Raw genomic sequence first — 21,929 nt, 5'->3', positions numbered from 1 at the left:
ACGGAATGGTTGTTGCTATGGCCTGCTGGTGATTATAGCAAGCCACAGAAATCGAGAATTAAACCCCAGCGCGTTTCAGTAGTCCGGCCATCAGTGGCGAGCTGGATTTCACTTGTTTAGATTTGTTTTGTAAGCTTTTCACTAGCTGTGGCTGATTGATGTTTTTGGCAATATAAGCCATGGCCTGATAAAACCCGGCAGCAGAGTTGATTTTGGCTTTATCATTGAGTGGAGCTAGCAGTTGAACCATCGCTGTACCACTCATGCCATTATCGATAGCGTGTTGTTGAACGACATCCAACAAATGATCTAAATCGGCTAAGGCTTCGGTGCTTTCTATCCCTTGTTTTTGCATTTCTTTGCGGTTGCGCTTGCGAATTTGTTTGATCACAAATGCAGGTTGGTTAATCTTTTTAAAACCAAAATAACCAGCGGCCACGACAAGAACTAGCCCACCGACAACATAACCCCAAATAGAGCCAGAAGAAGACTCAACCATCGGCTGAATGGCATCAATACTGGTTGCGATATCAGACATACATATTCCTTACTTTAGAGAAAACTTAACCGCTATACTTTTCCTACTTTAAGCTGCAGGGGTGTTGGCTACGTTCGTTCACCCCAATCATAGAGTCTGTCTATGCTCATGGGGATGAACTCACTTGCCGCCTACCTGCAGCCCCAAGTTATTGGGGTAGAGGAGGGCAGTTAAGTGTGAAAAGACCATCATTGACTGTGCAGCAAGGTGTTGCTTTGCGTTTTATCAACAATAGTGCAAAAGGCAGTCATGGTTATATCATTTAATCGGCGCAATGTGATCGTTTCACGTTGAAAATTAATCGGACAGTGACGACTCACGCACTATCAACTGGCCAAGATAGGTATGATGCAATGAGGTCACTGGCTGCTTATTAGCAAGCATTACCGCGCATTGTGTCGCAGCCTGAGTTAACTCGACGATCGGCAGCGCCACGGTTGATAAACTTGGAATGCCGTAGGCCGCTGCAGGTTCATTATCAATACCAACGACGGCAATATCCCGTGGTACGTGCAGGCGGTGCTCATGTAAAGCGCGAATGGCGCCAATCGCCATATCATCATTACAGGCAAAAATCGCACTAAAGTGGACACCTCGAGTGAGTAGCTGCTGGGTAGCATGGTAGCCCGAGTTAAGGCTATTATCGCCTTCGGCGATCAAATCAGGCTTGGGTTCAATATCAGATTGCGCGAGTTGCTGCTGATAAGCGGCGAAGCGGAGCTGTCCTGTTTCACTGTTGAGCGGTGAAGTAATACAAGCAATCGCTCGATGGTTAAGGGTGAGTAAGTGTTGGACGGCAAGGGTGGCTAATTGAGTTTGATCTAAGCCAAAGCTTGCGATGGCAGTCGTAGAAAAGCATCGATTTAACACCACGAGCGGTATGGCATGCGTCTGTTGCCATTGAGTGAGCTCGCTTTCCGTTAAATGACGGCTATAGATCATAATCGTGTCACAGCGTTGATTCGCCAATGTTTGCAGCGCTTCTCGCTCACCTTGAGCACTATTTTTACCATTCACTACCAGCAATTTTTTGCCCGCTTGCTGAGCCCCTTGTTCGGCATGATGCAGAATGCTACCAAAATAGCTGCTTTGAAAATGCGGTAAGCTTAAACCAATCGCATGAGAGGTATTGGTGGCCAGCGCTTGCGCCAAGGTATTGGGTTGATAACCGAGTTGTTGCATGGTAGCAAGAACCGCTTGGCGGGTAGATTCTTTTACTTGGCCATTGCCGTTCAGCACTCGTGATACGGTTGCTTTAGACACTCCGGCGGCTTTGCATACATCATTAATGGTGGCCATGACGACGATTACTCCTAACTGATCCAGCCCTTTGTCACTTGAGCGTGCAAAGGGCTGGTGAGTGTAGCGTGTTATTCATCTCAGCTCTATACCCTTCCTACTTGCCGCCTAGCGGCAACGGCAAGTGGTTTGGGTATCGATGCAATTAAATAATTTGTCCGTTACTGGCAATCACTTGCTGATACCAGTAAAAACTTTTCTTTTTCGAGCGCGCCATGGTTCCCGTACCATCATCGTGCTTATCGACATAGATGAAACCATAACGTTTTTTGTATTCACCGGTGGTAAAAGACACGCAATCAATACAGCCCCAAGGCGTGTAACCCATCACGTCAACACCATCGTAGTTAATGGCGGTAGCCACCGCTTTGATGTGCTCGCTGAGATAGTTAATTCGATAATCATCATTAATTGAACCATCCGTTTGTACTTCATCAATCGCACCAAGGCCATTTTCGACAATAAAAATTGGCTTTTGGTAACGCTCATACAGTTCAGATAGGGCAACACGTAAACCGTCGGGATCGATTTGCCAGCCCCAATCAGAGGCGGGTAGATATGGATTGAGACGGCTATTTTCAAACAAGGAGGTCGTTTGTCCTTCCTCTTTCTGGGTTGAGACAATATTGGTCATGTAGTAGCTGATCGCGAGGTAATCAGCGCAGCCTTCACGTAAAATTTGCTCATCCCCAGAGGCAATATCGATTTGGATATTTTTACGTTGCCATTCTTTAATCAGATAACTTGGGTAGTAGCCACGCACTTGAACATCACTAAATAGATACTTTTCGCGCATGAGCTCTTGTGCGAGTAATACGTCTTCTGGACGACAAGTGGCAGGGTAGAGCGGCATGATGTGGATCATGCTACCGATTTTAAAATCAGGGTTTATTTGATGACCTAATTTGACCACTCGCGCACTGGCAACAAATTGATGGTGCAGCACTTGGTACATCATCTGTTCAGGATTTGGGTAATCGGTGTAGATCATCCCTGAGTTACAATATCCCCAAATCGGCAGCTTCCAGTTACGCTGATTATTGATTTCATTAAAAGTGATCCAGTATTTGACTTTGTGCTGATAGCGTTCCATCACGGTCTGGCTAAATTTAACGAAAAAGTCGATCACTTGTCGATTCGCCCAACTGCCATAGTGTTTCACTAAGTGATTCGGCATTTCGAAATGCGAAAGGGTGATGACCGGTTCAATGCCGTATTTCAATAGCTCATCAAACAGATCATCATAAAATTGCAGCCCAGCTTCGTTAGGTGTGGCTTCATCGCCGTTCGGAAAAATCCGCGTCCAAGCAATCGATGTGCGAAAGCATTTAAAGCCCATCTCAGCAAATAACGCGATATCCTCTTTATAACGTCCATAAAAATCAATCGCTTCATGGTTAGGATAAAACTGATCGGATTCTACGCTATCGGTGATTACTCGCGGTACTTCATGCGCCCCTTTAGTCAGCACATCAACCACACTCACGCCTTTACCGTCTTTGTTCCAGCCACCTTCTACTTGGTGAGCCGCCACTGCGCCGCCCCAGAGAAAATCTTTCGGAAAACTGTACTGTGTCATAGGTTGCCCCTTAATCATCTTATTAGAAACATGCTTAACCTGTGGCTAGTCTAGATCGTTTTTCACTCATTTGGAACCGGTTTCTGTAACCGGTTCCAAATTTTTCTGTTCGGTGTGAACTTTGCCGTGAAGCGCATAGAAATGATGCACAGGCCCATGGCCTTTACCTACCTGTAACTGGTCAGCATGTAAGATGGCTTGCGAGATATAATGCTTTGCTCGCGTTACCGCTTGCTCAAGGCTTAAGCCTTGCGCGAGGTAAGAAGCGAGCGCTGCAGAAAGGGTACAACCTGTACCATGAGTATTGCTGGTGTGGATTCTTCGCCCTGAAAAACACGTTACCCACGATCCGCAGATCAGCCAATCGTGACTATTTACTGATGCAGTAAAATGGCCACCTTTAAGCAGCACCGCTTGGCTTGGCAAAGCTTGTAATGCGGTGATGATCTCATCAAGTTGCTGGTCGTGTTTTGGCATCGGACAGCCAGTTAATACCGTGGCTTCGGGTAAGTTGGGGGTAATAACCGTGGCTAATGGTAATAACTGCTGTTTTAAGTCATTGACGGCTTGTTCGGCAAGTAACGCATCACCGCTGGTGGCGACCATTACCGGATCTAACACGATAATCTTTGGTTGATAGTGACGGAGTTTTTCAGCCACGATATGGATAATCTGGCTATCAGCCAGCATGCCAATTTTTACCGCGGCCACGGTAAAGTCACTAAAAATCGCATCCAGTTGACTGGCAATGTGTTCAATGGCAATCGGTAAAATTGCCGTTACTCCAAGGGTATTTTGTGAGGTGATGGCGGTAATGGCGCTACAAGCATAGCTACCAGTGGCGGAAATGGCCTTGATATCGGCTTGGATCCCGGCGCCGCCGCCGCTATCTGAGCCAGCAATGGTTAATACGATGGGGATGGATGAAATAGCAGATAAGGTATTGGTCATGAAAGGCTCCTATAGATGACGTATAGGAACTGGCCAGTGACGACCAATATGGTCGAAGCTAAATCATCGTATACACATTGATGCTAGTGGTATGCGAAAGCTGTGTCATTGGTTGCCATAGTTCCCTACGTCAGTGCTAACTGAATCAGGTTCAACGGGTCTCGCAATGCGATCTCAGCCTTAAGGCTCCCCGACTATAGTGGTGCATATCCTGCCGACTTAACGCGACAGGGTTATTGGATAGGTCCCCTTTTAGCGACAATTTTAAGCCACTTGGATAGACTGATTGATTTTATAACAATCATTAAGATAACAATCAATCCAATCAGTCCCTGTGGGATAAATAAAAATGCCCACTCAAAGAGTGGGCAAAGCGTAAGATTAACGGTTGATGGTTTGTCGCGTAATCGATGTTCAAAGCGACTTAATAATTTTTGCCGTTAAGGGGGATACCTTACGCGTTAGCACGAGCACCTAGTTTGGCTTTTTCACGCATACCGAGCAACAAGGTGAGGGCAAATGATGCGACGAACGCGATAACCATGCCGACCACATAGTAGCCAATTTTATCAGGACTGATGGAGATAATACCCGGTAAACCTGCTGCACCTAAAGCGTGTGCTTTTACGGTAAATAAAGTAATGAATGCACTGGCGATGGCTGCACCGCAGATTGCTGCGATAAACGGATAACGCAGTTTTAAGTTAACCCCAAACATTGCAGGTTCAGTAATGCCCAGTAACGCGGTTACACCAGAAGGCACAGCAATCCCTTTCATTTTGGTTTCTTTGCTGGTAAGTCCCACGGCTAAAGCAGCAGCGCCTTGCGCCACATTGGACATGGCAGCAATAGGGAAGATAAACGTACCGCCAGTGATAGCGATATCAGCAAGAAGCTGAGTTTCAATCGCAATAAAGCTATGGTGCATGCCTGTTATTACAAATGGTGCATAGACGAAGCCAAATAGTGCGCCACCGATAAAGCCCGCTGATTCATACATCCAGTTTAAGCCATCGCCTAATAGGAAGCCGACATCACGAGTTAAAGGACCAACTACCGTAAAGGTCAGAAACCCAGTGATGAAAATAGCCAGCATCGGCGTTAATAGGTTATCAAGCACAGAAGGGATGATTTTTCTTAACCCATTTTCGACTTTAGCCAGAATAAAGGTCGCGACTAAGACGGGTAATACCGAGCCTTGATAGCCGACTTTCTGGATCTCTAAGCCTAAAATATTCCAAGTAGGAATGTCGCCGGTTAATGAAGCGCTACCAAATCCCCAGCCATTGAGAAGATCAGGATGGACCATGAGCATGCCCAAAGCTGCGCCAAGGAAGGGATTACCACCAAATTTACGAGAGGCAGAAAAAGCCAGTAAAACCGGTAAATAAACAAAAGGGGCATTGGCGAAGGTATTGATCATACTCGCTAAATCAGCAAGACCCGGATTGGCGTCAATCAGTGATTGCCCATCAAGAAATAATCCTTGTGCCGTTAATAGGTTATAAAGACCCATTAATAAACCGCCCGCGACAATGGCTGGAATGATCGGCACGAAAATGTCCGATAAGCCTTTCACCGCACGCTGGACAATATTTTGCTTCTGCGCACCCGCAGAGGCGACATCATTGGTGGACATCTCAGCGAGGCCAGTCAATTTCGCCATTTCAGCGTAAACTTGGTTAACAATCCCAGAGCCAAAAATGATTTGGTACTGGCCTGCGACTTTAAATTGACCTTTAACACCATCGAGATCTTCAATGGCTTTTTCATCAATCAGCGATTCATCACTGATCGCCAAACGTAGTCGAGTGGCACAGTGTGCGAGTGCTTGAATGTTGGCTTTGCCACCCAAGAGCTCAATAAGTTGTTTTGCTATGACTGGATAGTTCATAACTCACCCCGGTTGTTGTGAATGATTTATAGGATAGTTTTAATGATTACAGTTGTTTTTTTTGGGAACGTTTGCAGATTTAATAATCATCAACAAATCGCTACAGGTCAAAAGGAAATCAGTAAATATGTGAATAGGATCGCCAAAACCCGCAGTGATAATTAACAAAACAAGGGTAGAATCACGCAATAAGAACGATAAGATGGTAGTGATTTTGCAATCAATCCCAATGTGATGATGGAATGAGAAAATAATGGCAAGTTTGCATGATGTAGCGCGTTTAGCTGGTGTATCAAAATCGACCGTATCACGAGTGATGAATGACGAGTATGGTGTTAAAGAATCGACCAAAATCAAGGTCTTAAAAGCGGTTGCTGATTGTGGTTATATGGTCAATCAGGTTGCAAAAGATCTCAAATCACAAAAGACCAATTTGATTGGCGTGATTGTGCCTCGGGTCTCTTCCCATGCCACCGCGCAAGGGGTTGATGGTTTAACGGCTATTTTTGAACAAGCAGGAAAGCATGTATTGCTCGCCAATACTCATCAAATTCATGCTAAGGAATTAGAATACATTCAAATCTTTAATCAAAAGCGAGTTGAGGGAATCATCTTCTATGCGACTCACCTTGATGAGCCTTTGATTAAAGCGATTCAACAATCTCATGTTCCCGTTGTATTAATTGGTCAGGATGGCTCGTTATACAATATCCCTAGCGTGGTGCATGATGATTTACGAGTCGGGTTTGAAGCAGGTAATCGCTTAGTCGCGGCCGGGTGCGAGCAGATCGGTTTTATCGGTGTGCAAAGTGATGATTTGGCGGTGGATGCCCTGCGTTCGCAAGGGTTAGCTCAGTCACTAGCGCTTCATCAGCGAGAGTTATTGTTTCATGCACGTGGTGATTTTTCGATTGAATCAGGTTATCGGTTAGCTAAGCGGCAACTGCAAGTTTTCCCTCAACTCGATGGACTATTTTGTGCGACTGATCGATTAGCGGTCGGGGCAATTAAAGCCCTGCATGAGAGCGGTCGAATTGCGGGTCAGCAGGTGAAAATACTCGGGGTCGGTAATGACGAGTTGGCTTATGTCAGTACTCCAAGCTTATCAACGTTCAATTATGCTTTTGATAAAGCAGGAGAAAATGCCGCAAAAATGTTGCTTGATCGTATTGCTGGGCAAGGTTTAGAGATGAGTAAAGTCGTGTTGACCTTTCAAAATATTGATCGTGAGACTTGCTCACCATTGGGCTCGTAGAGACTAGTCGACAATTTTGTGTTCTTTCTCACATTGCTCTCGTCGAGTTACTCATGAAAATCAGAAATACTTGCCTATCGGCGTAATGTCTTATACTTTTTGAGAACGTTCCCGATTTAATGGTAATTCTATGTCTCTTAATTTGTTGATTGAACTCGCTGGTGGGATAACCAATATTCTGCGTATTTTAGCACCAGAAGGGCGGGTAACCGTTGCGGTACGTGATTTACAGCAGGTTAAACCGCTGCCAACATCGATAGTCTCAGAGTCGGTATTAGGGGAGTGGCAGCTTTCTATGCCGATCAGTGATGAAATTTCTGAACACGATTTGGCAGAGGTTGGCATTCACATTGCCAAGCAGCAACGTCAACAAGCTAAAGCTTATTTACCGCCGACCGAAAGTGTATATCGTCCGCAATGGCATATTTCGCCGCCACAAGGTTTACTTAATGATCCTAATGGTTTTGTTTATCATCAAGGTGAATATTATCTGTTTTATCAGTGGCACCCGTTTGCTTGCCAGCATAAAGACAAATATTGGGTGTTACTCAAGAGCCAAGATCTCATCAACTGGCGTTGGCATTCGATCGCACTGACGCCATCAGATTGGTTTGACAGTCACGGGGTTTTTTCAGGTCATGCGGTCAGTGATGATGACGATCTGTGGTTGTTTTATACCGGAAATACTCGATTAGGACAGGATAGACAGCGGCAGACCATGCAGTGCATTGCTAAAGCTAACTCCGAAGGTGGTTTCACTAAGCTAGGCCCGGTTATCCGCACACTACCAGATGGTGTTACTGAGCATATTCGCGACCCTAAAGTCGTCTATAAACAAGGCCGCTGGCAGATGCTGCTCGGCGCGCAAACTCAGCAATTAGCGGGTTGTTTAGCCGTTTATCATTCGGATAACTTACATGATTGGCAATTTGATGGATTGTATGGTCAAGAATTAGCGCCTTATGGTTATATGTGGGAATGCCCAGATAGATTTGAACTGGATGGCCAAACCTTGGTTGTTTTTGGTCCACAAGGTATTCGCTCATCTAATCCTCATCACACCATTGAACACCACAATCGAATTTTTACCGTCGCCGACAATCAGCCAGGACAGCTACAATTCTTACAAGGTTGGGAGCTTGATAGTGGTTTTGATTTTTATGCGCCGCAAACGGCATTGACGCCAGATGGACGCCGCGTACTCTGTGGTTGGATGGGGCTACCGGACGAGGTCGATCACCCCAGTTGCGCTGATGGTTGGATCCATCAATTAACCGCGTTACGTGAGTTACGGTGGGTAAATGGTCGCGTGATACAGAGCCCGATTCGTGAACTGACTCAGTTACGTGGCGAAAAACGCTCACTACATTTGACCGAGCAGGGTATCGACATTGGCGGTAAAAGTTATGAATTACAGGTCACTTTACCTTGGGGGAGTGAGCTGCATTTGATGAAAAATCGTCACCAGCAAGTTGTGTTATCCCTTGATGAGCAGAGCCACACTTTACGCTTAGATCGCAGTCAAACTGAGATCCGTCAAGGGGATACAATACGAGAGCTAAACCTCACGACAGAACAAGTTAAGCTACAAATTCTGGTTGATCATTCGTCGATTGAAATTTTTATCAACCAAGGAGAGCAAGTGATGAGTAGCCGCGTGTTTACCGCGCCGGATGCTACGCAAATCGCTTTGTTCGGCGCTGAGCTTGAAGCGGATTACTTCCCTCTTCAGGCAACATTAAAGCCGTTTGCTGCTTAAGGTTATCCTCCTCCTATTTGTAACTGTAGCGATGTTGGCTACGTTCGTTCATCCCAATCAAATAGCTTGTCTATGCTTATTGGGATGAATTCATTTGCCGCTTACCTGTGACTCCAAATCGTTTGGGTATAATAGTGGCTGTTGGTTCAACAAGACCAACAGCCATTCAATTAAGATTCGATAAATTCGAGTAATGCTTGTTGATTAGGCAGAGCCGTCATGGCTCCTTTTTGGGTGGTGGCTAATGCACCGCAGCTATGTGCCCATTGGATGGCTTGGGCAATATTCTCTTGCCAGTTATGGCTTGTCGCCAATTGGTACAACAAACCACCGACAAAAGCATCGCCTGCGCCAGTGGTATCAATAGGTTTGACCACTTTACCTGTAACTAACTGCTGTTGTTTGCCTGTTACCACTAAAGCACCTTTTGCCCCTTGAGTGACCACCACTAAGGGTAAAGCGAGGGGAGCTAATGCGGTTAACCCTTGCTCAATAGTTTGTGTTTGAGTTAAAAAAGTCAGCTCTTCTTCAGAAAATTTCACCACGTCAGCCTGACTGACTGCCTGCATCACGACTTCGATAATCTGCTCCGGGTTTTGCCAGACTTCTTCGCGTAAATTAGGATCAAAACTGACATAACCGCCGGCTTGTTTGATTCGTTCTATGGCTGCAAAAGTGCTGCTGCGACTTGGCTGGTTAGCAAGCGCGATGGAGCAGACATGCAACCATTCCCCTTGTTTAAAGGCTGGAATATCGGTTGGCTGTAGGAACTGATCAGCACTGGGTTTGACCATAAAAGTGAAGCTACGCTCACCAGAGCTATCGAGATCAACCACTACGGTTGAGGTGCGTTGCTGCTCATCGAGAATAAGATGTTGGCAATCGACTTGTTCCGTGGTTAAGATTTGTTGGATAAATTGACCAAAGGGATCGTTCCCGACTCGACCAAAAAAAGCGCTTTGCCCACCTAATCTTGCAATAGCAACGGCAACATTAGCAGGAGCCCCTCCGGGACATTTTAAGTAATGCTTGTCTCCTTCGGGAATTAAATCGACGACGGCATCACCCGTTACCCAAATTTTGTTCATTGTCATTTCTCCAGATAATGGTTTGTTCCAGTTTAGCTGATGGACTAGGGAGTAAAAAGCGCCAAGTGATGAGTAGAATATTTTGCTTCTCAAAATGTGACCGTTTATCAATAAACGAGGTAAATTTGAGATTTTTAGTTTAATTTTCGGTATCGTTCCCAGTTTGATTTAAATTACGCTTGGACAGATTGACGAAAATAAAATCTCAGCGCAAACTGCGCTGGTTTTTCTACTTGTTGCGGAGCGTTTAGCATGTTTTCCTTACCGCCAATGTTGGTCACTATTGGTCTGTTATTGATCAGTAATGTTTTTATGACCTTCGCTTGGTATGCCCACCTAAAAGATTTAGCCCATAAACCTTGGATCATTGCTGCATTGATCAGTTGGGGAATCGCCCTATTTGAATATATGTTTCAAGTACCCGCCAATCGTATTGGTTATACGGTAATGAACTTAGGCCAACTGAAAATATTGCAAGAAGTTATTACGTTAACTGTGTTTGTACCTTTTGCGCTGATTTATATGAAAGAACCTTTTCGACTTGATTTTATCTGGGCCGGACTGTGTTTACTTGGCGCGGTGTTTTTTATTTTCCGTCCACAAATACTTGAAATTTTGACGCGTTCTCTTGGATAGCTGATTTTTAGGCGAATATCGGACGAAGAGTCATTAAAACTAATCGGTTAGGCGTGTAGTTATTCTTTTTGTGAATGCGACATGCTGGAGCAATACGATCAGCTTAGTGCAAGGTAGTGACCCTCTTCACAGAACGCAGGGCTTTAACAGGGGATTATTACAATAAGTTAGACGTTCTACTGTTTAAATGTTAATTTTTTGCTAAAGTTGACGGCGAAAGATACTGCTAATCGGGTTGCAAGCAGTGCTTATGCCCGACTTATCTAAAGATTGTTTCCCTTGTCGATTAAAAAGGCTACTGGCTAAGTAAGTGGTGGTTTATTAGTCACTAGGGCATAGCCGCAAACGCGCAGCGGTACAGCGTTATAGTGGAGTAATTGCCTAATAATTGATGTGGGTTAAGGATATCATTGGTTAGCTTTACATTTTATTGGCAAATTACTTCGATGATTGCTAATGTGCGAAATTCTTTATTAGGTCTAGGTTATATTGCTTGGTTTTTGCGCTAAGCCACCTGATTCAGGCCGTTCTGAAGGCTTAATAAAGAGTCATGGATGCAAAATAAAAACTTGGAGTTTATGCATGTACAAAAATAAAATCACACAAGCCTTGTTACTTAGCGCAGGTTTAACTGTCGCTACGACCCCTTTCTCTGCGCTCGCTGCTGATGTTCCAGCAGGAACTAAACTTGCTCCTGTTCAAGAGCTTATCCGTGGTAATGGTACTGAAGTTGCTTCTCTCGATCCGCACAAAACAGAAGGTGTACCAGAATCGCACGTAATTCGCGATTTGCTCGAAGGTTTAGTTAACCAAGATGCTGATGGTAATACCATTCCTGGTGTTGCCGAGCGTTGGGAAACCTCAGATAACCAAACTTATACCTTCTATTTACGTAAAGATGCAAAATGGTCTAATGGCGATCCAGTGACTGCGCAAGATTTCGTTTACAGCTGGCAGCGTGCGGTCGACCCTGCTACAGCGTCACCTTATTCTTGGTATATGGAATACACCAAGATGAAAAATGCGAAAGAGATCATTGCCGGAGAAAAAGCCAGCACGACATTAGGTGTTAAAGCATTAGACGATCATACTTTGGTGGTTGAATTGGATACGCCACTGCCGTATTTCGTGATGATGACTGGTCATACCACAATGAAGCCTGTCCATAAAGGGACGATAGAGAAACATGGTGATGAGTGGACTCGCGCGGGTAATTATGTCAGCAATGGCGCTTATATGTTGGACCGTTGGGTAGTTAATGAGCGTTTAGAGCTGAAACGTAATCCAAATTACTGGGATGATTCAAAAACAGTGATTAATAAAGTCACGTTTTTACCGATTGAAAACCAAGTCGCAGAGATGAACCGCTTCTTATCTGGTGAGATTCACATTACCAACGAAGTGCCGATTGAGCATTTCCGCCGTTTACAACGTGACCATGCTGACTCGGTTTCGGTAGTCGGAAGTTTATGTACTTACTACTATGGTTTTAATAACCAAAAACCGCCTTTGGATGATGTGCGAGTTCGAAAAGCGCTCTCTTTCGCGATTGACCGTGATGTCATCGCCAATGCGATTATGGGCCAAGGTGAAAAACCAGCTTATTTCTTAACCCCAGAAATTACCGCTGGTTTCCAACCAGAAATGCCTGCTTATGGCAAAATGACTCAACAGCAACGTTTGGCCGAAGCGAAAAAGTTACTAGAAGAAGCGGGTTATAATCGTAGTAATCCACTGCGCTTTAATTTGCTATACAACACCTCAGAAAACCACCGTAAAGTCGCGACCGCGATTCAATCGATGTGGCGCTCAGGCCTTGGAGTGAACGTTACGCTAGAGAACCAAGAGTGGAAAACCTATCTTGATTCACGCCGTGAAGGTAACTTTGACGTGACGCGTGCTGGCTGGTGTGGTGACTACAACGAAGCTTCATCATTCCTTACCTTGATGAAGTCAAGCAACAGCTCGAATGATCCAAGATATCATAACGAAGAGTATGATGCGCTGATGGCCAAAGCCATGGCAACTACCTCAGAAAAAGAGCGTCAGGCGATTTACGCTCAGGCAGAAAAACTGCTTGCACGTGACATGCCGATTGCCCCTATCTATCAATATGTTAAATCTCGTTTGTTATCACCACAGGTCGGTGGTTTCCCGAGCAATAACGCTGAAGAAAAAATCTACACTAAAGATCTTTATCTCATAGCAAAATAATAATTGAGTGGTTAAACCACCTGTTGTTCGACTCTGCATGTACGTAACGGTGCATGCAGTGTCGTTTGTATTTTTTATTATCACAGATTGGAAAGAGTGAGTTTATGTTTAAATTCATCGTAAAAAGGATATTTGAGGCAATACCAACCATGTTGGTATTGATCACCCTGTCTTTCTTTCTCATGCGCTTTGCACCGGGAAATCCGTTTTCTAGTGAGCGTCCATTACCACCGGAAGTCATGGCCAATATCAATGCCAAATATGGCCTTGATAAGCCCGTTTCGGTGCAGTACATCACTTATCTCGGTAATATTTTGCGTGGTGATTTAGGTCCCTCGTTTAAATATAAAGATTATACCGTGAATGAGTTGGTTGCGAGTTCACTACCCGTGTCGGCAAAAATTGGTGCTGCGGCGTTTATCTTTACGATTATTATCGGTGTCTCGATTGGTACGATTGCGGCGTTAAAGCACAATACTTGGATAGACTATACGATTATGTCGACCGCGATGCTCGGGGTCGTCATGCCTTCCTTTGTATTAGCGCCGGTATTAATTTATGTCTTTTCCATCAAATTAGGTTGGTTTCCGGCCGGTGGCTGGCTCGATGGATCCTTTAAATATATGGCGTTGCCAGTGATTGGTATGTCGTTGCTGTATGTTGCAACTTTTGCCCGTATCACCCGTGGTTCGATGATTGAGACCTTAAACAGTAATTTTATCCGTACCGCTCGTGCCAAAGGATTAAGCTATCGCTATATCGTGTTTAAGCACGCGTTAAAACCCGCTTTACTGCCGGTTGTCTCTTATATGGGACCGGCTTTCGTTGGCATTATCACTGGTTCGGTGGTCATTGAAACCATTTTTGGTTTACCCGGAATTGGTCGTTTGTTTGTTAACGCGGCATTTAACCGAGATTACTCCTTAGTGATGGGAATCACCATTTTGATTGGTTTCTTATTTATCTTATTTAACGCGATTGTCGATATTCTTCTGGCTTATATCGACCCGAAAATTCGCTACTAGTTTGAGGGCGAAAGCATGTTAAAGAAACAAGAACACTTACAAGCCATAGAGAAATTTACCGAAAACCTTGAGATTGAAGGTCGTAGTTTATGGCAAGATGCTCGTGTACGTTTTATGCGCAACAAAGCGGCAATGGCGAGCTTATGTATTTTATGCTTCATCACTTTACTGGTGGTGTTTGGGCCGATGCTGGCTAATTTTAGTTACGATGAAACCGATTGGTATGCGATGCACGCGGCCCCTTCGGCAACCCATTGGTTTGGTACTGATGCCTTAGGGCGAGATTTATTTGTCCGGACCTTAATTGGCGGCCGAATCTCTTTGATGGTCGGGATCATGGGTGCGTTTGTTGCCGTACTGATTGGGACTTTATACGGCGCGGCTTCTGGTTTTATTGGTGGTCGTACCGACCGTGTGATGATGCGTGTTTTGGAAATTTTATACGCGATTCCTTTTATGTTTCTGGTTATCGTATTGGTGACGTTTTTCGGTCGTAATATTGTGCTGATTTTTGTTGCTATCGGAGCGATAGCTTGGCTGGATATGGCGCGAATTGTACGTGGGCAAACCTTAAGCCTACGCAGCAAAGAGTTTATTGAAGCTGCGCATGTCTGTGGTGTCAGTCAATGGCGAATTATCACTCGTCATATTGTGCCGAACGTACTGGGCATTGTTGCGGTCTACTCAACGCTACTGATCCCGAGTATGATTTTAACCGAGTCATTTCTTTCTTTCCTTGGTTTAGGGGTTCAAGAGCCGATGACCAGTTGGGGGGCGTTGCTACAGGAAGGCGCTAACACAATGGAAGTCGCTATTTGGCAACTTATCTTCCCGGCTACTTTTATGATCGTCACTCTATTTTGTTTTAACTACGTCGGTGATGGGCTGCGTGACGCGCTCGATCCTAAAGACCGATAACCCAACTTAGCTAAGGAATAGATAATGAACTTATTAGATGTTCAAGACCTGCGAGTTGAGTTCTCGACTCGGGATGGCATGGTCACTGCGGTCAATGATTTAACCTTCTCTTTGCAACAAGGTGAGACCTTGGGCATTGTTGGTGAGTCTGGTTCGGGCAAGTCACAAACCGTGTTTGCTTTAATGGGTTTGCTGGCCAAAAACGGAAAGATCAGTGGCAGTGCTAAATTTGAAGGGCGAGAAATTTTAAACTTGCCTGAACGTGAATTGAACAAAGTTCGCGCCGAACAAATTGCAATGATTTTCCAAGATCCAATGACGTCGCTCAATCCATACATGAAAGTCAGCGATCAGTTGATGGAAGTGTTAATGCTTCATAAAGGCATGAGTAAGGCGCAAGCTTTCGAAGAGTCAGTGCGTATGCTCGATGCGGTGAAAATCCCCGAGGCACGTAATCGGATCACCATGTATCCTCACGAGTTTTCTGGTGGTATGCGTCAGCGGGTGATGATTGCGATGGCACTGTTGTGCCGTCCAAAATTGTTAATTGCCGATGAGCCAACGACCGCACTGGATGTGACGGTACAAGCGCAAATTATGGATTTGCTCAATGAGCTGAAAAAAGAGTTTAATACCGCGATCATTATGATCACCCATGACTTGGGCGTTGTCGCTGGCTCATGTGACAAGGTGCTGGTCATGTACGCCGGACGGACGATGGAATACGCTGACGTGGATGATATTTTCTATAATCCAAGTCATCCGTATTCAGAAGGGTTATTAAAAGCCATTCCTCGTTTGGATACGGAAGGGGAAATTTTACCGACCATTCCGGGTAATCCACCAAATCTATTACGTCTACCACCGGGGTGTCCGTATCAAGAACGCTGTCATCGAGTCACCGACCGTTGTAAACGTGAAGCGCCGCAGTTACTGACTTTTGCCGATAATCGTCAGCGCGCTTGTTTTTCGGATTGGGAGGGATGGAAGTAATGAACTTAGAAAAAAATCTATTGTTGGATGTGCAAGATCTGAAAGTACATTTTAGCATTCCAGCAAAATCACCATGGCCATGGGCCAAACCATCGACACTTAAAGCGGTCGATGGCGTGAATGTGCGCTTGTACGAAGGGGAAACCTTAGGTGTGGTGGGTGAGTCAGGGTGCGGTAAATCGACCTTTGCGCGGGCAATCATTGGCCTAGTCGAAGCGACCGAAGGACAAGTGGTCTGGTTAGGGCAAGACTTAACCCGTCTGAATGCCGTTAAGCGACGCAATACCCGCAAAGATATTCAAATGATTTTCCAAGATCCATTGGCATCACTCAACCCGCGGATGACGGTGGGCGATATTATCGCTGAGCCACTACAAACCTTTTACCCTGAGCTATCTAAGCAAGAAGTGAAAGATCGCGTTAAAGAGATGATGGCTAAAGTCGGTTTGCTGCCGAACGTGATTAACCGTTATCCTCATGAGTTTTCCGGTGGTCAATGTCAGCGTATTGGTATTGCTCGTGCGTTGATCTTAAATCCGAAAATGATCATCTGTGATGAACCCGTCTCAGCGCTGGATGTCTCGATTCAGGCTCAGGTGGTTAACTTATTGCAGCAGTTGCAAAAAGAATTGGGCTTGTCTCTGGTATTCATTGCTCATGATTTATCGGTAGTAAAGCATATTTCCGATCGGGTATTGGTGATGTATTTAGGTAATGCGGTTGAGCTGGGCACGTCCGAAGCTCTATTCTCCAATCCGCTGCATCCTTATACCAAAGCCTTGATGTCGGCAGTGCCGATCCCTGATCCTAAAAAAGAGCGCAGCAAAACCATTCAGATGTTAGAAGGGGACCTGCCTTCGCCGATCAATCCTCCATCTGGTTGTGTGTTCCGCACTCGTTGCCCACAAGCCACGGCAGAGTGTGCGCAAACCAAACCGCAAATCAAAGGTAATGATACTCACGCTGTGTCGTGTCTACACGTCGAAATATAGCCTCAAGGTCCATCTCTACCACATCGCCCCGAAAGATAGATCGTCTTTCGGGGTGATATTCAAATGGTTTTATTTGCTTCCCCATCAAAAATTTTGAACATCTAGGCCAATTCCCTACGGTTCTCTTCTTACGGCTTCATTTTATACTAGCGTATCAATACTGAGTGGCGAAATACGTAAAGAGAGAGGTCAAGCATGGGTAGACTAGTGGCAGGCCAATGGCAGGACGTTTGGTACGATACGAAACAGAGTGATGGGCAATTTGTGCGTGAAGACGCAGCCTTTCGCCATTGGATAGACAATACACCGAATGCTCGATTCACTCCCGATTCAGGTCGTTATCATCTGTATGTTTCTTTAGCCTGTCCATGGGCGCATCGCACGTTGATCTTTCGAGAGTTAAAACAGCTGACGGACCATATTGACGTAACAGTGGTTTGCCCTGATATGCTTAGCCATGGCTGGCAGTTTGGGATCCCCGAACCTTTATTTGGCCATCGTTTTTTGCATCAACTCTATACTCAAGCCAAAGCGGATTATACCGGACGCGTTACTGTGCCAGTACTATGGGATAAACAAACCCAAACCATCGTCAGTAATGAATCTGCAGATATTATCCGAATGTTTAACTCGGCGTTTAACTCATTAACCGGCAATGATATCGACTATTACCCATTGGCATTGCGTGAAGTCATTGATGATTGGAATGCTTTTATTTATCCCAATATTAATAATGGCGTTTATCGCTGTGGTTTTGCTACTACCCAGCAAGCATATGAAGAAGCGTATGAAGCACTCTTTGCGGCTCTAGATAAGGTAGAGCAACATTTGGCAACGCATCGTTATTTGGCTGGAAAAGTGTTAACTGAAGCGGATTGGCGGTTGTTCACTACCTTGATTCGTTTTGATGCGGTGTATGTAAGCCATTTTAAATGCAATAAGCGACGGATTGCTGATTATCCCCATCTTAATAGCTATCTTAAAGAGTTATATCAACATCCGGGAGTGCGTGAAACGACGGATTTTTATCATATTAAGCGGCACTATTATTTTAGTCATAGCATGATTAATCCAACGCAAGTGGTGCCAAGAGGTCCAGAACTTGATCTTGAGAGTGCTCATGGTCGTGAACAGTTAAGTTAATCGACATTTGGTCGTCATGATTAAAAAAGCCCTCGAATTACATCGAGGGCTTTTTGTCTGCCATTAACCGTGAGCAATCATTATCTCAATTATTTTTGCTCTTGGTCTGCTTGAATCGCAGTTAAGGCGATGGTGTAGACGATATCGTCAACCAAAGCACCACGTGATAAGTCGTTCACCGGCTTACGCATACCTTGCAGCATTGGACCGATAGAAACCAGATCCGCTGAACGCTGTACGGCTTTATAAGTGGTGTTACCTGTATTCAGATCAGGGAAGATAAACACGGTTGCTTTACCTGCAACTGGAGAATTCGGTGCTTTAGAAGCCGCGACATTTTCCATGATGGCAGCGTCGTATTGCAGAGGCCCGTCAATGATTAAATCAGGACGTTTCTCTTGAGCAAGACGAGTGGCTTCGCGCACTTTATCCACATCCGCGCCTTTACCTGAGGTGCCGGTTGAGTAAGAGATCATCGCGACGCGAGGTTCAATACCGAATGCAGCCGCAGAGTCTGCCGATTGAATCGCGATCTCCGCCAGTTGTTCAGCAGTTGGATCTGGGTTAATCGCACAGTCACCGTAAACCAAAACTTGATCAGGCAGCAGCATGAAAAACACGGAAGAGACGATCGAAGCGTTCGGCGCAGTTTTGATGATCTGGAACGGTGGAACAATGGTATTGGCTGTGGTATGAACCGCACCAGAAACAAGACCATCGACTTCATTCGCTTCAAGCATCATAGTGCCGAGGAATACCGAATCTTCAAGCTTTTCACGAGCGACGACTTCGGTCATGCCTTTCGCGCCACGCAGCTCAACCAAACGAGCAACGTAATTTTCACGAACGGCTGCAGCGTCAATAATTTCAACGCCTGCACCAAGCTCAACGCCTTGCAATGCAGCAACGCGTTTGATCTCTTCTGGGTTACCAAGCAGTACGCATTTTGCAATACCACGCTCTGCACAGATCGCAGCGGCTTTAACGGTACGTGGCTCATCACCCTCTGGTAGCACGATACGTTTGTTAGCACGACGAGCAAATTCAGTCAGTTGATAACGGAACGCTGGTGGGCTTAAACGACGCGTTGCTTGAGTGCCTTCGGTCAGCGAGTCAATCCATGGGCCATCAATGTGGCTAGCAACATGTTCACTGACAAACTCAACGCGTTCTTTATCATCCGCTGGAACTTCAAGGCTAAAGCTTTGTAGGTTCAATGAGGTTTGCCAAGTATTGCCTTGCGCTTTGAAAATCGGTAGGCCAGTGTCAAAAGCAGGCTTACATAGGTTAGCGATCTCTTTAGGAATATCGTAACCACCGGTCAGCAATACGGCACCAATTTCTACGCCATTCATCGCCGCTAAAGCAGCAGCAACAATAACGTCAGGACGGTCGGCTGAAGTCACTAATAATGAGCCAGGTTTAAAGTGCTCAATCATATGCGGGATAGAGCGTGCACAGAAAGTGATGCTCTTAATGCGTCGACTGTTGATATCACCTTCATTAACGATTTCGGCTTTGAGATGTTTCGCCATATCAATCGCACGAGTCGCGATAAGGTCAATGCTCCATGGCACGCAACCAAGTACGCGAATTGGGCTACTGTTGAAGATTTGCATCACTTCAAGGTTGGCTTGTTTTGCACCGTCGGCATCATCAAAAATCTCTGACAAATCGGGACGAGTACGACCCGCATCATCGACTGGCGCATTGAGTTTGTTAATAACCACACCAGAGATGTTTTTATTCTTAGTGCCGCCAAAGTTAGAGCAAGCGACTTCGATACGTTCTTTGAGCTGAGTTGGATTATCGGTACCAGGCGTGGCAACGAAAACAATTTCAGCGCCTAACGTTTTAGCAATCTCTGCGTTAACTTGGTTGGCAAAAGGATGCTTACGTGTCGGGACTAAACCTTCAATTAACGTGACTTCGGCATCAACAATAATTTGGTTATAGCGTTCAACGACCGTTTCCAGTAGTACATCCATTTTTTCGCCGCCAATCAGCGCTTCGGCGGCTGACATGGCCATTGGTTCAGCAATTTTGATATCGCTACTATGACGAATAATGGTTGATGTTAAATCTGGCTGATCGCCACCGCTACGTGGCTGTGAAATTGGTTTGTAAAAAGAAACGCTTACACCTTTACGCTCCATGGCGCGCAAAAGACCCATGCTCACACTGGTTAAACCCACACCGGCACTGATTGGGACAAGCATAATAGTACGGGACATACGTTAAGTACCTCAACACTATCGATACAATCTAAACGAGTTAGATTGAAAGGAACAAAGCCCAACGCCGTATTCCGTAAGAATAGGTCTTGAGCCCCTAAAAAATAGGCTACATCTTGAGACGCTAGATAAACCTTGCCGATAAGTAACACTATCGGCAAGGAAGGAAGAGTCGCCTACATGGACAATTAGATGCCTGCTAAGCGCGCAGTATCTTCAGCAATCACCAGCTCTTCGTTGGTTGAGATAACCATTGCAGGGATGCGGCTGTTTGCTGTGGTGATCACACCTTCGCCGCCAAAACGAGCTTTGAGGTTAGCGGCGCTATCGACTTCAATACCAAAAATTGCTAAACGATTTAGAACCATTTCGCGAATTGGACCCGAGTTTTCACCGATACCACCAGTAAAGACGATGGCGTCTAAACGGCCATCCAAGCTTGCAGTGTAACCAGCAACGTATTTCGCTAGGCGATGGCAGAATACGTCCATTGCGCGAGTCGCTTCTTCTTTTTCACCGTAGTTATCTTCAACAAAACGGCAGTCTGAAGTCACTTGAGTTAAGCCTTGTAGGCCAGACTCTTTGGTTAGCATTGTGTTGATTTGCTCAACCGAGTAACCTAATGCGTCATGCAGGTGGAAGATGATCGCAGGATCGATATCACCACAACGAGTCCCCATCACTAGGCCCTCAAGTGGCGTTAAGCCCATTGACGTATCAACCGATTGACCGTTTTTAATTGCACAGACAGAAGCACCGTTACCTAGATGGCAGTTAATGATGTTCAATTCATTGGCCGGTTTACCTAAACGCTCAGCGGCTTCACGAGCAATAAATAGGTGAGAAGTTCCATGCATACCGTAGCGACGGATACCGTGCTCTTTATAAAGATGGTAAGGTAGTGCGTATAGGTAAGCTTCTTCAGGCATGGTTTGGTGGAATGCAGTGTCAAATACAGCAACATTTTTCAGCGCTGGAAAAGCTTTTTTAGCCGCATTGATACCAATGATGTGTGCAGGGTTATGCAGAGGTGCGAAAGTTGCAGCGTCTTCAATCCCTTTTAATACCGAATCATCGATTAGCGCTGATTGAGTGAATTGCTCACCACCGTGTACCACTCGGTGACCAATAGCTGCAAGGTTTTCAGCTAGTTCAGGTTTTGAAGCAAGGATGGTATCAACCATAAATGCGAGCGCTTCTTCGTGAGCTGCGCCATGACCTAATTGGGCTTCATGTTTACCATCAAGTTTCCACTTGATACGCGCTTCAGGAAGGTGCAGACATTCTGCAAGACCGGAGAGATGCTCATTGCCGTTTTCTGCATCAACAACCGCAAACTTGAGCGAAGAACTACCGCAGTTTAAAACTAAAACTAGCTTGGACATGTATAACTACCTGTATAATCAGTTAG

General features: G+C 45.3%; 17 protein-coding genes and 1 riboswitch. Of the genes, 9 read left to right on the top strand and 8 right to left on the bottom strand.

Annotation, left to right across the window (positions count from 1 at the left end):
- Positions 1 to 58: 58 nt before the first annotated feature.
- The 5 genes from FKN93_RS08370 to FKN93_RS08350 form a co-directional block, all read right to left on the bottom strand.
- Entirely contained in the window at positions 59 to 538 is a 480-nt protein-coding gene (locus FKN93_RS08370; RefSeq protein ID WP_170904857.1) for a hypothetical protein, read from the bottom strand.
- A 297-nt stretch (positions 539 to 835) separates the two neighbouring features.
- Positions 836 to 1,837, bottom strand: a complete 1,002-nt coding sequence (locus FKN93_RS08365) for a LacI family DNA-binding transcriptional regulator (RefSeq protein WP_170904856.1) — start codon at positions 1,835 to 1,837, stop codon at positions 836 to 838.
- Positions 1,838 to 1,982: 145 nt separating this feature from the next.
- On the bottom strand, positions 1,983 to 3,416 hold the full coding sequence (locus FKN93_RS08360) for a 6-phospho-beta-glucosidase (RefSeq protein ID WP_170904855.1): 1,434 nt from the start codon (positions 3,414 to 3,416) through the stop codon (positions 1,983 to 1,985).
- Between the two features lie 66 nt (positions 3,417 to 3,482).
- Complete coding sequence (gene thiD, locus FKN93_RS08355; protein WP_170904854.1) at positions 3,483 to 4,367, bottom strand: bifunctional hydroxymethylpyrimidine kinase/phosphomethylpyrimidine kinase; 885 nt, start codon at positions 4,365 to 4,367, stop codon at positions 3,483 to 3,485.
- 105 nt (positions 4,368 to 4,472) lie between these two features.
- Positions 4,473 to 4,570: riboswitch (TPP riboswitch) on the bottom strand.
- 251 nt (positions 4,571 to 4,821) lie between these two features.
- Positions 4,822 to 6,261, bottom strand: coding sequence for a sucrose-specific PTS transporter subunit IIBC (locus FKN93_RS08350; protein WP_170904853.1), 1,440 nt, complete (start codon positions 6,259 to 6,261; stop codon positions 4,822 to 4,824).
- A 253-nt stretch (positions 6,262 to 6,514) separates the two neighbouring features.
- On the opposite strand from FKN93_RS08350, the gene FKN93_RS08345 reads away from it, so the two are divergent.
- Positions 6,515 to 7,516: a LacI family DNA-binding transcriptional regulator gene (locus FKN93_RS08345; RefSeq protein WP_158144024.1), complete on the top strand. Its 1,002-nt coding sequence runs from the start codon at positions 6,515 to 6,517 to the stop codon at positions 7,514 to 7,516.
- A 130-nt stretch (positions 7,517 to 7,646) separates the two neighbouring features.
- Positions 7,647 to 9,275: a glycoside hydrolase family 32 protein gene (locus tag FKN93_RS08340; RefSeq protein ID WP_170904852.1), complete on the top strand. Its 1,629-nt coding sequence runs from the start codon at positions 7,647 to 7,649 to the stop codon at positions 9,273 to 9,275.
- A 170-nt stretch (positions 9,276 to 9,445) separates the two neighbouring features.
- Here FKN93_RS08340 and FKN93_RS08335 read toward each other — a convergent pair whose 3' ends face one another.
- Positions 9,446 to 10,363, bottom strand: coding sequence for an aminoimidazole riboside kinase (locus tag FKN93_RS08335; RefSeq protein ID WP_170904851.1), 918 nt, complete (start codon positions 10,361 to 10,363; stop codon positions 9,446 to 9,448).
- Between the two features lie 252 nt (positions 10,364 to 10,615).
- Between FKN93_RS08335 and FKN93_RS08330 the strand changes: the two genes are divergently transcribed.
- The 7 genes from FKN93_RS08330 to FKN93_RS08300 all read left to right on the top strand — a co-directional run bounded on the left by FKN93_RS08330 (position 10,616) and on the right by FKN93_RS08300 (position 18,284).
- Positions 10,616 to 10,999, top strand: a complete 384-nt coding sequence (locus FKN93_RS08330; RefSeq protein ID WP_154168463.1) for a DMT family protein — start codon at positions 10,616 to 10,618, stop codon at positions 10,997 to 10,999.
- A gap of 582 nt (positions 11,000 to 11,581) precedes the next feature.
- Positions 11,582 to 13,213, top strand: a complete 1,632-nt coding sequence (locus FKN93_RS08325) for an ABC transporter substrate-binding protein (protein WP_170904850.1) — start codon at positions 11,582 to 11,584, stop codon at positions 13,211 to 13,213.
- A 104-nt stretch (positions 13,214 to 13,317) separates the two neighbouring features.
- The gene (gene oppB, locus FKN93_RS08320) at positions 13,318 to 14,238 is read left to right on the top strand and encodes an oligopeptide ABC transporter permease OppB (RefSeq protein ID WP_072669302.1); all 921 of its coding nucleotides are present in this window, start codon (positions 13,318 to 13,320) and stop codon (positions 14,236 to 14,238) included.
- 15 nt (positions 14,239 to 14,253) lie between these two features.
- Positions 14,254 to 15,156 carry an oligopeptide ABC transporter permease OppC gene (gene oppC / locus FKN93_RS08315; protein WP_004395493.1) on the top strand — a complete coding sequence of 301 codons (903 nt, stop codon included), beginning with the start codon at positions 14,254 to 14,256 and terminating at the stop codon, positions 15,154 to 15,156.
- Positions 15,157 to 15,180: 24 nt separating this feature from the next.
- Positions 15,181 to 16,149 carry an ABC transporter ATP-binding protein gene (locus FKN93_RS08310; RefSeq protein WP_161438609.1) on the top strand — a complete coding sequence of 323 codons (969 nt, stop codon included), beginning with the start codon at positions 15,181 to 15,183 and terminating at the stop codon, positions 16,147 to 16,149.
- A complete protein-coding gene (gene oppF, locus FKN93_RS08305) occupies positions 16,149 to 17,141 on the top strand; it encodes a murein tripeptide/oligopeptide ABC transporter ATP binding protein OppF (RefSeq protein WP_170904849.1) in 993 nt (330 codons plus the stop codon). Before FKN93_RS08310 ends, oppF begins: the two co-directional genes overlap by 1 nt.
- A 195-nt stretch (positions 17,142 to 17,336) precedes the next feature.
- Entirely contained in the window at positions 17,337 to 18,284 is a 948-nt protein-coding gene (locus FKN93_RS08300; protein ID WP_170904848.1) for a glutathione S-transferase family protein, read from the top strand.
- An 89-nt stretch (positions 18,285 to 18,373) separates the two neighbouring features.
- Here FKN93_RS08300 and pta read toward each other — a convergent pair whose 3' ends face one another.
- Positions 18,374 to 20,518, bottom strand: coding sequence for a phosphate acetyltransferase (gene pta / locus FKN93_RS08295; protein ID WP_004395489.1), 2,145 nt, complete (start codon positions 20,516 to 20,518; stop codon positions 18,374 to 18,376).
- A 188-nt stretch (positions 20,519 to 20,706) separates the two neighbouring features.
- Positions 20,707 to 21,903: an acetate kinase gene (locus FKN93_RS08290; protein ID WP_004395488.1), complete on the bottom strand. Its 1,197-nt coding sequence runs from the start codon at positions 21,901 to 21,903 to the stop codon at positions 20,707 to 20,709.
- Positions 21,904 to 21,929 lie beyond the last annotated feature (26 nt).

Origin of the sequence: Vibrio sp. A8-1, from assembly GCF_013048685.1 — a bacterium.
Classification (GTDB): domain Bacteria; phylum Pseudomonadota; class Gammaproteobacteria; order Enterobacterales; family Vibrionaceae; genus Vibrio; species Vibrio metschnikovii.
Note: the sequence above shows the minus strand (reverse complement) of the source record. Positions and strands in the feature narration are given on the sequence as shown.

What these genes read in the sequence shown, in the direction of transcription:
- FKN93_RS08370 (WP_170904857.1), bottom strand. Translation starts at nt 538, where the DNA reads ATGTCTGATATCGCAACCAGTATTGATGCCATTCAGCCGATGGTTGAG.
- FKN93_RS08365 (WP_170904856.1), bottom strand. Translation starts at nt 1,837, where the DNA reads ATGGCCACCATTAATGATGTATGCAAAGCCGCCGGAGTGTCTAAAGCA.
- FKN93_RS08360 (WP_170904855.1), bottom strand. Translation starts at nt 3,416, where the DNA reads ATGACACAGTACAGTTTTCCGAAAGATTTTCTCTGGGGCGGCGCAGTG.
- thiD (WP_170904854.1), bottom strand. Translation starts at nt 4,367, where the DNA reads ATGACCAATACCTTATCTGCTATTTCATCCATCCCCATCGTATTAACC.
- FKN93_RS08350 (WP_170904853.1), bottom strand. Translation starts at nt 6,261, where the DNA reads ATGAACTATCCAGTCATAGCAAAACAACTTATTGAGCTCTTGGGTGGC.
- FKN93_RS08345 (WP_158144024.1), top strand. Translation starts at nt 6,515, where the DNA reads ATGGCAAGTTTGCATGATGTAGCGCGTTTAGCTGGTGTATCAAAATCG.
- FKN93_RS08340 (WP_170904852.1), top strand. Translation starts at nt 7,647, where the DNA reads ATGTCTCTTAATTTGTTGATTGAACTCGCTGGTGGGATAACCAATATT.
- FKN93_RS08335 (WP_170904851.1), bottom strand. Translation starts at nt 10,363, where the DNA reads ATGAACAAAATTTGGGTAACGGGTGATGCCGTCGTCGATTTAATTCCC.
- FKN93_RS08330 (WP_154168463.1), top strand. Translation starts at nt 10,616, where the DNA reads ATGTTTTCCTTACCGCCAATGTTGGTCACTATTGGTCTGTTATTGATC.
- FKN93_RS08325 (WP_170904850.1), top strand. Translation starts at nt 11,582, where the DNA reads ATGTACAAAAATAAAATCACACAAGCCTTGTTACTTAGCGCAGGTTTA.
- oppB (WP_072669302.1), top strand. Translation starts at nt 13,318, where the DNA reads ATGTTTAAATTCATCGTAAAAAGGATATTTGAGGCAATACCAACCATG.
- oppC (WP_004395493.1), top strand. Translation starts at nt 14,254, where the DNA reads ATGTTAAAGAAACAAGAACACTTACAAGCCATAGAGAAATTTACCGAA.
- FKN93_RS08310 (WP_161438609.1), top strand. Translation starts at nt 15,181, where the DNA reads ATGAACTTATTAGATGTTCAAGACCTGCGAGTTGAGTTCTCGACTCGG.
- oppF (WP_170904849.1), top strand. Translation starts at nt 16,149, where the DNA reads ATGAACTTAGAAAAAAATCTATTGTTGGATGTGCAAGATCTGAAAGTA.
- FKN93_RS08300 (WP_170904848.1), top strand. Translation starts at nt 17,337, where the DNA reads ATGGGTAGACTAGTGGCAGGCCAATGGCAGGACGTTTGGTACGATACG.
- pta (WP_004395489.1), bottom strand. Translation starts at nt 20,518, where the DNA reads ATGTCCCGTACTATTATGCTTGTCCCAATCAGTGCCGGTGTGGGTTTA.
- FKN93_RS08290 (WP_004395488.1), bottom strand. Translation starts at nt 21,903, where the DNA reads ATGTCCAAGCTAGTTTTAGTTTTAAACTGCGGTAGTTCTTCGCTCAAG.